Source organism: Pantoea agglomerans, from assembly GCF_020149765.1.
GTDB lineage: Bacteria > Pseudomonadota > Gammaproteobacteria > Enterobacterales > Enterobacteriaceae > Pantoea > Pantoea alvi.
Map to the genome: position 1 here is coordinate 3,535,539 of NZ_CP083809.1, position 12,988 is coordinate 3,548,526.

A 12,988-nucleotide genomic window follows, 5' to 3' on the forward strand; every position below is an offset into this window, starting at 1 on the left:
CTAAAATCTTTCCTGGCACAACATATAGGGGACGGAAAGAGCATGGCAAAGGTAGTGGTGAAGCGCGACGGCTGTCGCTCAGAGTTTGACGCAGCGAGAATCGAGGCGGCGGTAGCGGCGGCTGCGCGCGCGGCGCAGGTTGAGGATGCAGACTGGTGTGCGACGGTCGCTCAGCGCGTCAGCGAGAAGCTGGCCGACCGCGCCGAAGTGGATATCCGCGATATTCAGTTCGCGGTTGAAGAGACGCTGATGAGCGGCCCCTATCCGCAGCTGGCGCGCGCCTATATCGAATATCGTCACGATCGCGACGTGGCGCGCGAACAGCGTGGCAAGCTGCATCACGCCATTCGCGGCCTGGTCGATCAGACTAACGCCGCCCTGCTGAACGAAAACGCCAATAAAGACAGCAAGGTAATCCCGACGCAGCGCGATCTGCTGGCGGGGATCGTCGCGAAACACTACGCGCAGCAGCAACTGCTGCCGCGCGACGTGGTGCAGGCGCACGAGCGCGGCGAGATCCACTACCACGATCTCGACTACTCCCCTTTCTTTCCCATGTTCAACTGTATGCTGATCGATCTGAAAGGCATGCTTACCAACGGCTTTAAGATGGGCAACGCCGAAATCGAGCCGCCGAAGTCGATCGCCACCGCCACGGCGGTGACCGCGCAGATCATCGCCCAGGTCGCCAGCCATATTTACGGCGGCACCACCATTAACCGCATCGACGAAGTGCTGGCGCCCTTTGTGCTGCTCAGCATGGAGAAGCATCGCGCTATTGCCGCCGAATGGCAGATTGCCGACGTTGAGGCCTATGCGCGGGCGCGCACCGAGAAAGAGTGCTACGACGCCTTTCAGTCGCTGGAGTATGAGGTCAATACGCTGCATACCGCCAACGGCCAGACGCCGTTCGTTACCTTCGGCTTCGGGCTTGGCACCAGCTGGGCGGCGCGGCTTATCCAGCAGTCGATCCTGCGCAACCGCATCGCCGGGCTGGGTAAAAACCATAAGACCGCCGTCTTTCCCAAGCTGGTGTTTGCGATCCGCGAAGGGCTGAATCGCCGTCCGGGCGATATCAACTACGACATCAAGCAGCTGGCGCTGGAGTGCGCCAGCAAGCGTATGTATCCCGATATTCTTAACTATGACCAGGTGGTGAAAGTTACCGGCTCCTTTAAAACGCCGATGGGCTGCCGCAGCTTTCTTGGCGTCTATGAGGAAAACGGCGTCGAAATTCACGAAGGGCGCAATAATCTGGGCGTTATTAGCCTCAATCTGCCGCGCATTGCGCTGGAGGCGCAGGGCGACGAGGCGCGTTTCTGGACGCTGCTCGACGCGCGGCTGGCGCTGGCGAAGCGCGCGCTGATGACGCGCATCGCCCGACTGGAAAAAACCAAAGCGCGCGTGGCGCCGATCCTCTATATGGAGGGCGCCTGCGGCGTACGGCTTAACGCCGATGATGAAGTGGGACCGATTTTCCGCAACGGGCGCGCCTCGCTGTCGCTGGGCTATATCGGCCTGCATGAAACCCTTAACGCGCTGAGCGGCGGCGCGCGCCATCCCTATGACGATCCCGCCCTGCGCGCTAAAGGGATTGAGATTGTCTCGCGCCTGCGCGCCGCGACCGACGCCTGGAAAGCGGAAACCGGCTATGGCTTCAGTCTCTACAGCACGCCGAGCGAAAACCTCTGCGACCGTTTCTGCCGCCTCGACGCCGCGCAGTTTGGCGTGGTGCCCGGCGTCACCGATAAAGGCTACTACACCAACAGCTTTCACCTCGACGTGGAGAAAAAGGTGAACCCTTACGACAAGATCGACTTTGAGGCGCCCTATCCGCCGCTGGCGAACGGCGGTTTCATCTGTTACGGCGAATATCCCAACGTTCAGCATAACCTCAAGGCGCTCGAAGACGTGTGGGACTACAGCTACGATCGCGTGCCCTATTACGGCACCAATACGCCAATCGACGAATGCTATGAGTGCGGCTTTACCGGCGAGTTCAGCTGCACCAGCCGCGGCTTTACCTGTCCGAACTGCGGCAATCACGATCCGGCGCGCGTCTCGGTGACGCGCCGCGTCTGCGGCTATCTCGGCAGCCCCGACGCGCGCCCGTTCAACGCCGGCAAGCAGGAAGAGGTGCAGCGGCGCGTCAAACATCTGGAGAGCGGACCGCTGGGATGATGCATTTTCATCGCTACTACGATGTCGACATCGTTAACGGCCCGGGCACGCGCTGCACGCTGTTCGTGGCCGGCTGCGAGCACCAGTGTCGCGGCTGCTATAACCAGAGCACCTGGCGGCTCGACTCCGGCACGCCTTTCACCCTGGCGCATGAGGAGCGCCTGATTGCCGATCTGCAGGATACGCGCATTCGTCGTCAGGGGCTTTCGCTGAGCGGCGGCGATCCGCTGCATCCGCACAACGTGCCCCATATTCGCCGGCTGGTGAAACGCGTGCGCGCGGAGTGTCCGGGGAAAGATATCTGGCTCTGGACCGGCTATCAGCGCGCCGAGCTAAGCTGCGCGCAGCGCGAAGTGCTGAGCTATATCGATGTGCTGATCGACGGGCGCTTCGTCGAGGCGGAAAAAGATGCGACGCTGCTGTGGCGCGGCAGCCGCAATCAGATTATCTGGGACCTGCACAAAGAGCGCAGCTAACGCGGGATCGCTCCCGACTCGATAATTTCAATGCGATCGCCGGCGGGCTGAAAGGCGCAGGCGTGCATGCACTTCGCCACCGCCAGCGCAGAGACCGAGCGCCAGTTGCCAGGCAGCAGGCCGAACAGCGGCGCCATCAGGCTCTCGCCGGTGCGTTTGCGCGAGCGCTCGCCCAGCAGCAGCGAAGGACGGATCAGCGTCAGTCGCGGCCAGCCCTGATGACGCAGCGCCGTCTCCATCTCGCCTTTTACCCGGTTATAGAAAAAAGGGGAATGGCGATTTGCGCCGTGCGCGCTGACCGCCACCATCTGCTTTGCGCCCAGCCGCAGCCCGCTCAGGCCGGTATCCACCACCAGCGTATAGTCGACGTGCAGAAACGCCTCTTTGCTGCCCGCCTCTTTTCGCGTGGTGCCGAGGCAGCAAAACACGCTGTCGATGGCGAGGTTGAGCGGCCGCAGCGCGTCGGTCAGGTCCGCCTCTACCGGATTAACCACCTTGTTCATCGGCGGCAGCGGACGACGCGTCGGCGCGATGATTTCGTCGACGCGCGCATCCGCCGCCAGCAAACGCAGCAGATGCGCGCCCACCAGTCCCGTCGCGCCGGTTACCAATACACGATGCATCTCGCCTCCCGCTAACCTGTTGCCATTACTCTGAAATATAGTCAGCTTTTGCCGCCCGGCTTGCATTTTTAGCACAAACAACCAGGCTTAACCTGTTCACCAGGAGAGCGCATCGTGCGCGAACCATCAATGAGGAGGGGAAAAATGAGCAAGAAGATTGCGGTGTTGATTACCGATGAATTTGAAGACTCAGAGTTCACCTCACCGGCCGACGCCTACAAGCAGGCGGGCTTTGAGGTGGTGACCATTGAGAAAGAGGCGGGTAAAACCGTCACCGGCAAGCAGGGCGAAGCGCAGGTAAAAATCGACCGCGCCATTGACGACGTCAGCCCGGCAGAATTTGACGCGCTGCTGCTGCCTGGCGGCCATTCGCCCGACTCGCTGCGCAGCGACGATCGTTTTGTCACCTTTACTAAAGAGTTCGTTGCCAGCGGCAAACCGATTTTCGCTATCTGCCACGGCCCGCAGCTGCTGATCAGCGCTAACGGCGTGCGCGGCCGCAAAATGACCTGCGTGAAGGCAATTGCTGTCGATCTGCGTAACGCCGGCGCGGACTTCTATGATGAAGAGGTGATTGTAGATGACGATCGACTCGTCACCAGCCGCACCCCGGACGATCTGCCCGCCTTTAACCGCGAGTCGCTGCGGATCCTTCAGGCGTCATAACGCCCTTTTCCCTTTCCCTCAGGGGAAAGGGATGTCACTCTCGTCACGCCGCCAGCTAATTTTCTTACCAAAACCCAGCGCGTTATCGGTCATCTTGACCTCCTCCAGCCGGATCTCCCACAGCGGTGCTGAGACTTTGCGCGCCACTGGAAAACGTTTTTGATAAGCCTTGCGCGCCTGCGCTTCCGCGTCGCCCTCAAGCCGCGCAATCTGGCCGCGATACTGCACGCCTTTAATCAGCAGCACGGTTTTCGGCTGGCCGTTGACCGTGCCCGCGACCTGCGGATTGGCCTGCAGCAGCGCGCCGTGGCGCGTGTCAGGTTCCGTCATCAGCCAGAACGCCATGCGTGCCTCGTCGAACACGTAAAAGCAGTTAGCGCACCAGAGGTCGTTGTCGGCCTGGCAACAAAGCGAGAGGACATGCTGTTTTTTCAGGTAACGCACCAGATGAGAATGGTCAGACACCTTCTATTGCTCCGTGCAAAAATCGTCAGATAGCCGCCGCGCCGCTGGCGCGCTACACTGCCCGACAGTAAAGATTCAGGGATGCAGATTATGAATGAGGGCTGGCAGCTCTATATTGTCCAGACCGCCGCCGGCGCGCTCTACACCGGCATCACCACCGACGTGGCGCGGCGCGTCGAGCAGCATGCCGCCGGACGCGGCGCGCGCGCCCTGCGCGGCAGAGGCCCGCTGTCGCTGGTTTATCGCTGCGACGCCGGCGACCGCGCCGCGGCGTCGCGGCTGGAGTACCAGGTCAAGCAGCTCAGCCGCCAGCAGAAGCTGCGGCTGGTGGCACAACAGCCGGACTGCCTTGCCAGCTGGCTTACGCAAGCCGGTTAAACGGCTCGGCGAAATCGATCTCACCTTCTGCGCCGACAAAGGCATCGTCCGCCAGGCGATAGATCTGAAATGCCGCTTCGCTGCCCTGCCAGCGGCAGCGCAGCCCGTGGCGCGCAGCTGGCTCAAAGCCGAAGCGATTATAGTAGGCCGGATCGCCCACCACCACGACCGCGCTGTAGCCGAACTCATTCAGCGTATCCAGCCCGGCGTAGATCAGCTGCTCGCCGATTTTCTGGCCGCGCACGCTTTCATCGACCGCCAGCGGTGCCAGGCCGACCCAGTTACGGTCTTCGCCCTGTAACGTCACCGGGCTGAACGCGGCGTAGCCCAGCACCTGGCCTTCGTCGTCCGTCGCGACCACGCCCAGCGTCAGCAGCCCGTCTTCCCGCAGCTGCTGCACCAGTTCGGCTTCCGCTTCGGTGCTGAAGCTGCGTCTTAACAAACTGTCGATGCTTGCCGCATCCACCCCAATTTCTGTGCGAATTAACATACAGTCTCCACGCGCGCCTGTGCGGCCTTCGCGTCCTGTTTCATTCCCGCTTCGACAAACGCAGCCAGCTGCTGCAGTCCCGTGCGCAACGCCGTGGGCATAGACTCAAGTTCCAGAGCATCCATCAGGTTTTTCACCTCCAGTCCCAGCTCTGTGTCGCCTTCGATCAGCAGACGACGCTGGAAAAACAGCATATCCGGATCCGCCTTACGGGCGGCGACCAGCAGCAGATCGTTTGCATTGCCGCGGAACCAGACGTCCGCTTCGGCATCCTGTACGACCCTGAGCTGGCCCTCTTCAATGGTAGTAATCCAGCGTAAACCCACATCTGCGATCTCAATACCCAGATGACGCGCCTGCAGAAAGTCTAACTCACCTTCCGCCAAAGCATGGCGAAATTGCCAGTTTAGGAGTTGTTGCAGAAAAGCTTTTTTTAACGGGAACGGGGTAAGCGAAACAGGTAAGGCCAGGAATTTCGGGCCTTTTTTCACTAACTCAGCACGTAACTGTTGAAACACGGGCGTCTCTCCCTTGTGGAAATTTCAGGTATATTGCCACATCCGCCGCCGCACGCCGCAGCCGAGATCAATAATTTCGCCGCCCCATTGCGCCAATTTTCCGCTATCCGTCGCTTCAACTGGCGATTCACTGCCCCAAATCAACATTTCGCCCCTGCCGCTTGCCTAGACTCGTCACCTTGTCCTGTCGACGAGGGATCACTATGGAACTGCTGTGTCCGGCCGGTAATCTGCCCGCCGTGCGTTCAGCGGTGGAGAATGGCGCCGATGCGGTGTATGTCGGACTGAAAGATGACACCAACGCGCGCCACTTCGCCGGGCTGAACTTTACCGATAAGAAGCTGGTGGAAGCGGCGCGCTATCTGCATCAGCATCGCCGTAAATTACATGTCGCTATTAACACCTTCGCTCACCCTGACGGCATGGGCCGCTGGCGGCGCGCCATCGACGTGGCGGCGCAGAACGGCGCGGATGCGCTGATCCTCGCCGATATCGCCACGCTGGAGTACGCCGCGCAGCGCTATCCCGAGGTTGAACGCCATCTGTCGGTGCAGGCCTCCGCCACCAATCTGGAAGCGGTGCGCTTCTACCATCGTCACTTTGCCCTAAGCCGGGTGGTGCTGCCGCGCGTGTTATCGCTGCATCAGGTGAAGCAGCTGGCGCGCGAGACGCCGGTGCCGCTCGAAGTCTTCGCCTTCGGCAGCCTCTGCATCATGGCAGAGGGCCGCTGCTATCTCTCCTCCTGGCTGACCGGCGAATCGCCCAACAGCGCGGGCGCCTGTTCACCGGCGAAGTTTGTGCGCTGGCAGCAAACGGCCAACGGCATGGAGTCGCGCCTTAACGATGTGCTGATCGACCGCTACGCGGCGGATGAGAGCGCCGGTTATCCCACGCTGTGCAAAGGACGCTATCAGGTCAACGGTCAGCGCTATCACGTACTGGAGGAGCCCACCAGCCTGAATACCCTGACGCTGCTGCCGGATCTGCTGCGCGCTGGCGTCGCCTCGGTGAAGATTGAGGGACGCCAGCGCAGCCCGGCCTATGTGGCACAGGTGGCGCGCGTCTGGCGTCAGGCGATCGACCGCTGCAGGCACGCGCCAGAGAGCTTTGCGGTTACCGAGGCCTGGACGGCGGCGCTGGACGAACTGTCCGAAGGCTCGCAAACCACGCTTGGCGCTTACCACCGTGAATGGCAATAAGGAGAAGAGAATGCAATACGCAATCGGCCCGGTGCTGTGGTACTGGCCGACAGAGCAGCTGGCGAACTTTTATCAGCAGGCGGCAAACAGCAGCGCGGATATTGTCTACCTCGGCGAGGCGGTGTGCAGCAAACGACGCGCCACGTCGTTTCAGCGCTGGATGGAGCTGGCGCGCGAACTGGCAACCAGCGGCAAGCAGGTGGTGCTGAGCACGCTGGCGCTGCTGCAGTCGCCCTCGGAGCTGAAAGAGCTGAAGCGCTACGTCGACAACGGCGAGTTTCTGATTGAGGCCAACGATATCGGCACGGTGAACATGGCGGCCGAGCGCAAGCTGCCCTTTGTCGCCGGGCCTACGCTGAACGTCTATAACGTCGAAACGCTGCATCTGCTGGTGAAAGAGGGCATGACGCGCTGGTGCATGCCGGTGGAGATGTCGCGCGACTGGCTGCTGCAGCTGCTGCAGCAGAGCGAGGAGCGCAACATTCGCAGCCAGTTCGAGGTGGAGGTGCTGGGCTACGGCTATCTGCCGCTGGCGCTGTCGGCGCGCTGCTTTACCGCCCGCGCCGAAAATCGCGCCAAAGATGACTGCCAGACCTGCTGCATCAACTACCCTAACGGACGCCGCGTCCATTCACAGGAAGGGCAGCAGGTGTTCGTGCTCAACGGCATTCAGACCATGAGCGGCTACTGCTATAACCTCGGCAACGATCTGGTGGGCATGCGTGGCTGGGTCGATATTCTGCGCCTCTCGCCGCAGAGCCCCGCGACGCTGGAGGAGATTGCTCGCTTCCGCGCCAATGAAGAGGGCCAGTCGCCGCTGATGCTGGCCAGCGGCAACGACTGCAACGGCTACTGGCGTAAAGTGGCCGGCATGACGCTGCTGTCCTCCTGAAAGGCACATACAGGCTAGCCGCCTGCCGTTGTTAGCAGTTTTAATATGGGCATTATTACGTAATACTGGTTGGTGCAGGTCAATCATCACCTGCGCCATACCCAACTGGAGTGCCCATGTCTGAGAAAAAACCCCTTCGTCTTTCCGTGCTGGATCTGGCGCCGATTCCTCAGGGCTCGACCCCGCGCGATGCTTTTCATACCTCGCTGGCGCTGGCGCGTCAGGCGGAAGCGTTGGGTTATGAACGTTACTGGCTGGCCGAGCACCATAATATGACCGGCATCGCCAGCGCGGCGACGTCGGTGCTGATCGGCTACCTGGCGGCCAATACCACCACCCTGCATCTGGGATCGGGCGGCATTATGCTGCCGAACCATGCGCCGCTGGTGATCGCCGAGCAGTTCGGCACCCTGGCCTCGCTCTATCCCGGCCGTATCGATTTAGGCCTGGGCCGCGCGCCCGGCTCCGACCAGCGCACCATGATGGCGCTGCGCCGCCACCTCTCCAGCATCCATGCGGATACCTTCCCGGAGGATGTTCAGGAACTGATTAACTGGTTCGACGCCGACGAAGATGCGCAGCCGGCGGTTCAGCCCGTGCCTGGCCTGGGCATGAAAATTCCGGTCTGGCTGCTTGGCTCCAGCCTCTACAGCGCGCAGCTGGCGGCGCAGCTCGGCCTGCCGTTCGCCTTTGCGTCGCACTTTGCGCCCGATCAGCTGTTCCAGGCGCTGCATCTCTATCGTGAAAAATTCCAGCCGTCGGCGCGCCTGGAGAAGCCTTATGCCATGGTCTGCATTAACGTCGTGGCCGCTGACAGCGAGCGTGACGCGCGCTTCCTGTTTACCTCGCAGCAGCAGCAGTTTATCAACCTGCGCCGCGGTAAGCCGGGCCCGCTGCCTGCGCCGGTGGAAAACATGGATAACCTGTGGTCGCCGTCGGAGCAGTATGGCGTGCAGCAGGCGCTGAGCATGTCGCTGGTTGGCGATGCCGACAAGGTGCGTCACGGCCTGGCCGGACTGATGCGCGAAACCCAGGCGGATGAGATTATGGTCAACGGCCAGATCTTCGATACCGAGGCGCGTCTGCGCTCCTTCGCCATCGCGATGGAAGCGGCCCGCTCGCTGTAAGCTTTTCTGCGGTGGGCGCTACGACGCTTCCGGCCCCACCGCCAGCTGACGCACGTCGCGCGCGGGAGACCGGCCGTAAAAACGGCTGTACTCCCGGCTGAACTGCGACGCACTCTGATACCCCACGCGATAGCCCGCCGTACCCGCATCCAGCTTCTCCACCATCATCAGGCGTCGCGCTTCGTTAAGGCGCAGCTGCTTCTGATACTGCATCGGCGTCATCGCGGTGACCGCTTTGAAATGGTGATGCAGCGACGAAGCGCTCATGCCGACGCTGCTGGCAAGCCGGCCGATTTTTAACGGCTGATGAAAATTCTCCCGCAGCCAGCGTGCCGCACGCGCCACCTTGTTACCGGGCCGCTCCGCCAGCGCCATATTAAGGATGCGGCCCCCTTCCGGGCCGGTCAGCAGACGATAAAAGATCTCCTGCTCAATAAGCGGTGCCAGCGCGGCGATATCCTGCGGCTGATCCAGCAGGCGAATCAGACGGATGACCGCGTCCACCAGCAGCGGCGAAACTTTATGGGCGGCGATGCCGCGTTCGGTGCGCGCATCCAGCAGCGACGAGGTGAGCGGAAAGGTTTCGAGATAGCGCATTAACCGCGCTTCGTTAATGGCGATGCCAATGCCGAGATTGGGCTTCTCCGGCGTCGCAACGGTTACGCAGGAGCGCACCGGCATATCCATCGTCACCAGCAGCAGATCGCCAGGACCGTAATGAATAATTTCCTCGCCTATGCGCAGCGCTTTTCCGCCCTGCGCAACCAGCGCGAAGCTGGCCCACTGCGCATGGTAGGTTGGTTCCGATGGCCGCGAGCTACGGCCGAAAAAGAGAAAATCAATCGCGCTGTCGTGACGGCCATCGTCGGCCGCATGACGCGCGATAAGCTGCGCCAGATGCGCCAGCTGCGCCGGTTCCGCCATATTCTCCCTCCTTCTTCGCGAATAAATGCTGGCGAACATGTTACCTGAACCCGCAACGAACGCAGCCGCCTGGCCGCCAGATTTGCAGGATCGTGCAAGAGACTTGCAGGATTGCGCTACCGCACAATCAGCCTGAAAGCGCATATTTTGCAAACGCGATACTCAGGTGGAGAGACAAGATGAAAGCACTTGATGGAAAAATTGCGCTGGTGACGGGCGCCTCAAAGGGCATTGGCGCGGCCATCGCTACGGCATTTGGCGCGGCTGGCGCGCGCGTGGTGGTCAACTATCGCCAGGATGAGCCAGGCGCGGTGGATGTGGTGAGCGATATTCACACGCTGGGCAGCGAAGGGCTGGCGGTGCAGGCGGATATCTCGCGCGAAACAGACGTCGAGCGGCTGTTTGAAACCGCAGAGGCGCACTTCGGCACGCCCGATATTGTGGTCAATAACGCCGGCCAGTTTCATCACGGCGAGTTTGGCGCCCTGAGCCTGCTGGAGATGCAGCAGCAGATTAACGTGAACCTGCTCGGCACGCTGCTGGTTTGCCAGCAGGCGGCGCGGCGCTTTCCTGCGCGCGGCGGCTGCATTATCAATCTCAGCGCGCTGAACAGCCAGCAGAGCACGCCGGGTTCGGTACTCTGGGCGGCCACCAAAGGCGCTATCGATACGCTGACGCAGGGGCTGGCGCGCGAGCTGGGCCCGCGCAATATCCGCGTCAACGCGCTGGCGCCGGGTATTATTATGACGGAAGGGCTGCTGGCGGCCAAAAAGCTCAATCCGCAGCTTAAGGCGCAGCTGCTGGCGGCGACGCCGCTGGGGCGCTTCGGGCTGCCGGAAGATGTGGCGCAGGTGGCGCTGTTTCTCGCCTCAGAGGAGGCCGCCTATATCAGCGGCGAGCGCGTTCTGATAGCTGGTGGTGCCTGAGAAGAGAAAGAAAGGTAAAAAAAAAGGGAAGCCCGAAGGCTTCCCTTTTTATCAATCAGCCAGGCTGATTATCAGAACTCGCGACGACGCGGCGCTGCAGCAGCGCCCTCTTCGCGACGCGGACCGCGGCTGCCTTCACGGCTGAAGCTGCTACGTCCGCCTTCACGACCGCCTTCACGACGCTCGGAAGAGAAACGACGTCCGCCTTCGCGACCACCTTCACGGTTGCCGCCGCCACGGCGCTCGCCGCCGAAATCACGGCCGCCGCGACGTTCGCCGCGCCCTTCGCTCTGCGGCTGCGCATCGCCCAGCAGCTGCATATTCATCGGCTTATTGAGAATACGCGTACGGGTGAAGTGCTGCAGGATATCGCCCGGCATGCCTTTCGGCAGCTCGATGGTCGAGTGGGTGCCGAACAGCTTGATGTTGCCGATGTAACGGCTGCTGATGTCGCCTTCGTTGGCGATAGCGCCGACGATGTGACGTACTTCAACGCCGTCATCACGGCCCACCTCAATGCGGTACAGCTCCATTTCGCCGACGTCGCGACGTTCACGACGCGGACGATCGCCGCCTTCGCGGTTGTCACGCGCTTCACGCGGTGAGCGGCGGTCATCACGACGGTCGTCGCGATCGCGGTACTCGCGACGCTGCGGACGCGGCGCATCCGGCTGTACGATCAGCGGACGTTCGCCCTGCGCCATTTTCAGCAGCGCGGCAGCCAGCGTTTCCATATCCAGCTCTTCCTGCGGAGAGAGTTTCTCCAGCAGAGCGCGATACTGGTCGAGATCGCTGCTTTCCAGCTGCTGCTGTACGCGCGCGGCGAATTTCTCCAGACGACGCTTGCTCAGCAGTTCGGCGTTCGGCAGTTCCACTTCTGGAATGGTCAGCTTCATGGTGCGCTCGATGTTGCGCAGCAGACGACGCTCGCGGTTCTCGACGAACAGCAGCGCGCGACCAGCACGACCGGCGCGGCCGGTACGACCGATACGGTGAACGTAAGACTCGGCATCCAGCGGGATGTCGTAGTTAACGACCAGGCTGATACGCTCAACGTCCAGACCACGCGCAGCAACGTCGGTGGCGATCAGGATATCGAGACGGCCATCTTTCAGACGCTCCAGCGTCTGCTCACGCAGCGCCTGGTTCATGTCGCCGTTCAGCGCGGCGCTGTTATAGCCGTTGCGCTCCAGCGCTTCAGCCACTTCCAGCGTGGCGTTTTTGGTGCGCACGAAGATGATAGCGGCATCAAAATTTTCCGCTTCAAGGAAACGCACCAGCGCGTCGGTTTTACGACCGTACGCGGTCCAGTAAGACTGGCTGATGTCCGGGCGCGTGGTGACGCTGGACTGGATACGCACTTCCTGCGGATCTTTCATGAAACGTTTGGTGATGCGACGGATCGCTTCCGGCATGGTCGCGGAGAACAGCGCGGTCTGATGACCTTCCGGGATCTGCGCCATGATGGTTTCAACGTCTTCGATGAAGCCCATACGCAGCATTTCGTCAGCTTCGTCGAGCACCAGGCCACGCAGGTTAGAGAGATCCAGCGTACCGCGTTTCAGGTGGTCGAGCAGACGACCCGGGGTGCCCACCACAATTTGCGGGCCCTGACGCAGCGCGCGCAGCTGCACGTCATAACGCTGGCCGCCGTAAAGGGCCACGACGTTGACGCCACGCATATGTTTAGAGAATTCAGTCATCGCTTCAGCAACCTGAACCGCCAGCTCGCGGGTCGGCGCCAGCACCAGGATCTGCGGTGCGCGAAGAGCAGGATCGATGTTGTTTAACAGCGGCAGCGAGAACGCTGCAGTTTTACCACTACCGGTCTGCGCCATACCCAGTACATCGCGGCCCGCCAGCAGGTGAGGAATACACTCAGCCTGGATCGGAGAAGGCTTAACGTAGCCCATGCCGTTCAGTGATTCGAGGATGTCGGCGTTCAGGCCCAGGTCAGCAAAAGTGGTTTGAATATCAGTCATGTAGTACACGTGCCTCTTAGATTGCGGCGGCCAGTCTACATAACTCGTCGTGAAAATTTTCAGTCATTTTCATCAAAAAGTGTGAACCGGCTCAAATTAGAAGTTTTGACGAACAGAAAGGCCCTCATCCCGGAAGATGAT

At 61.2% G+C, this 12,988-nt stretch carries 16 protein-coding genes; 8 read left to right on the plus strand and 8 right to left on the minus strand.

Annotated elements, in window-relative coordinates; genetic code table 11:
- Positions 1-42 precede the first annotated feature (42 nt).
- Together nrdD and nrdG are read left to right on the plus strand one after the other, a co-directional pair.
- Positions 43-2,181, plus strand: coding sequence for an anaerobic ribonucleoside-triphosphate reductase (nrdD, locus tag LB453_RS19595; protein WP_103793805.1), 2,139 nt, complete (start codon positions 43-45; stop codon positions 2,179-2,181).
- On the plus strand, positions 2,178-2,657 hold the full coding sequence (nrdG, locus tag LB453_RS19600) for an anaerobic ribonucleoside-triphosphate reductase-activating protein (protein WP_103793804.1): 480 nt from the start codon (positions 2,178-2,180) through the stop codon (positions 2,655-2,657). Before nrdD ends, nrdG begins: the two co-directional genes overlap by 4 nt.
- Here the strand turns inward: nrdG and LB453_RS19605 are convergent.
- Entirely contained in the window at positions 2,654-3,280 is a 627-nt protein-coding gene (locus LB453_RS19605) for an NAD-dependent epimerase/dehydratase family protein (protein ID WP_103793803.1), read from the minus strand. The two genes, nrdG and LB453_RS19605, sit on opposite strands and share 4 nt — an antisense overlap.
- 144 nt (positions 3,281-3,424) lie before the next feature.
- Between LB453_RS19605 and LB453_RS19610 the strand changes: the two genes are divergently transcribed.
- Positions 3,425-3,946 (plus strand): type 1 glutamine amidotransferase domain-containing protein, encoded by a 522-nt coding sequence (locus tag LB453_RS19610; protein ID WP_103793802.1) that lies wholly within the window; start codon positions 3,425-3,427, stop codon positions 3,944-3,946.
- Positions 3,947-3,964: 18 nt separating this feature from the next.
- Here the strand turns inward: LB453_RS19610 and LB453_RS19615 are convergent, their stop codons facing one another.
- Positions 3,965-4,411 (minus strand): YhbP family protein, encoded by a 447-nt coding sequence (locus LB453_RS19615; RefSeq protein WP_103793801.1) that lies wholly within the window; start codon positions 4,409-4,411, stop codon positions 3,965-3,967.
- A gap of 90 nt (positions 4,412-4,501) precedes the next feature.
- Here LB453_RS19615 and LB453_RS19620 point away from each other — a divergent pair, with 90 nt between their 5' ends.
- Positions 4,502-4,789 (plus strand): GIY-YIG nuclease family protein, encoded by a 288-nt coding sequence (locus LB453_RS19620; protein WP_103794033.1) that lies wholly within the window; start codon positions 4,502-4,504, stop codon positions 4,787-4,789.
- Here the strand turns inward: LB453_RS19620 and LB453_RS19625 are convergent.
- The 3 genes from LB453_RS19625 to LB453_RS23340 are packed head-to-tail and all read right to left on the minus strand — an operon-like array spanning position 4,773 to position 5,944.
- Positions 4,773-5,279, minus strand: coding sequence for a GNAT family N-acetyltransferase (locus LB453_RS19625; protein ID WP_103793800.1), 507 nt, complete (start codon positions 5,277-5,279; stop codon positions 4,773-4,775). The genes LB453_RS19620 and LB453_RS19625 overlap by 17 nt on opposite strands.
- Positions 5,273-5,797 carry an SCP2 domain-containing protein gene (locus LB453_RS19630; RefSeq protein WP_103793799.1) on the minus strand — a complete coding sequence of 175 codons (525 nt, stop codon included), beginning with the start codon at positions 5,795-5,797 and terminating at the stop codon, positions 5,273-5,275. Before LB453_RS19630 ends, LB453_RS19625 begins: the two co-directional genes overlap by 7 nt.
- Before the next feature lie 24 nt (positions 5,798-5,821).
- Positions 5,822-5,944, minus strand: coding sequence for a hypothetical protein (locus LB453_RS23340; RefSeq protein WP_255728864.1), 123 nt, complete (start codon positions 5,942-5,944; stop codon positions 5,822-5,824).
- Between the two features lie 56 nt (positions 5,945-6,000).
- Between LB453_RS23340 and LB453_RS19635 the strand changes: the two genes are divergently transcribed.
- The 3 genes from LB453_RS19635 (at position 6,001) to LB453_RS19645 (ending at position 9,015) form a co-directional block, all read left to right on the plus strand.
- Positions 6,001-6,996, plus strand: a complete 996-nt coding sequence (locus tag LB453_RS19635) for a peptidase U32 family protein (RefSeq protein WP_103793798.1) — start codon at positions 6,001-6,003, stop codon at positions 6,994-6,996.
- A gap of 10 nt (positions 6,997-7,006) precedes the next feature.
- Positions 7,007-7,888 carry a U32 family peptidase gene (locus tag LB453_RS19640; RefSeq protein ID WP_103793797.1) on the plus strand — a complete coding sequence of 294 codons (882 nt, stop codon included), beginning with the start codon at positions 7,007-7,009 and terminating at the stop codon, positions 7,886-7,888.
- 116 nt (positions 7,889-8,004) lie between these two features.
- The gene (locus LB453_RS19645) at positions 8,005-9,015 is read left to right on the plus strand and encodes a luciferase-like monooxygenase (protein WP_103793796.1); all 1,011 of its coding nucleotides are present in this window, start codon (positions 8,005-8,007) and stop codon (positions 9,013-9,015) included.
- A gap of 18 nt (positions 9,016-9,033) precedes the next feature.
- Here the strand turns inward: LB453_RS19645 and LB453_RS19650 are convergent, their stop codons facing one another.
- Positions 9,034-9,939 (minus strand): AraC family transcriptional regulator, encoded by a 906-nt coding sequence (locus tag LB453_RS19650; RefSeq protein ID WP_103793795.1) that lies wholly within the window; start codon positions 9,937-9,939, stop codon positions 9,034-9,036.
- A 179-nt stretch (positions 9,940-10,118) separates the two neighbouring features.
- On the opposite strand from LB453_RS19650, the gene LB453_RS19655 reads away from it, so the two are divergent.
- Positions 10,119-10,865, plus strand: coding sequence for an SDR family NAD(P)-dependent oxidoreductase (locus LB453_RS19655; protein ID WP_103793794.1), 747 nt, complete (start codon positions 10,119-10,121; stop codon positions 10,863-10,865).
- 71 nt (positions 10,866-10,936) lie between these two features.
- Here LB453_RS19655 and LB453_RS19660 read toward each other — a convergent pair whose 3' ends face one another.
- Complete coding sequence (locus LB453_RS19660; protein ID WP_224481556.1) at positions 10,937-12,847, minus strand: DEAD/DEAH family ATP-dependent RNA helicase; 1,911 nt, start codon at positions 12,845-12,847, stop codon at positions 10,937-10,939.
- A 16-nt stretch (positions 12,848-12,863) separates the two neighbouring features.
- Entirely contained in the window at positions 12,864-12,920 is a 57-nt protein-coding gene (gene yrbN, locus LB453_RS23460; protein WP_100229640.1) for a protein YrbN, read from the minus strand.
- Between the last annotated feature and the right edge of the window lie 68 nt (positions 12,921-12,988).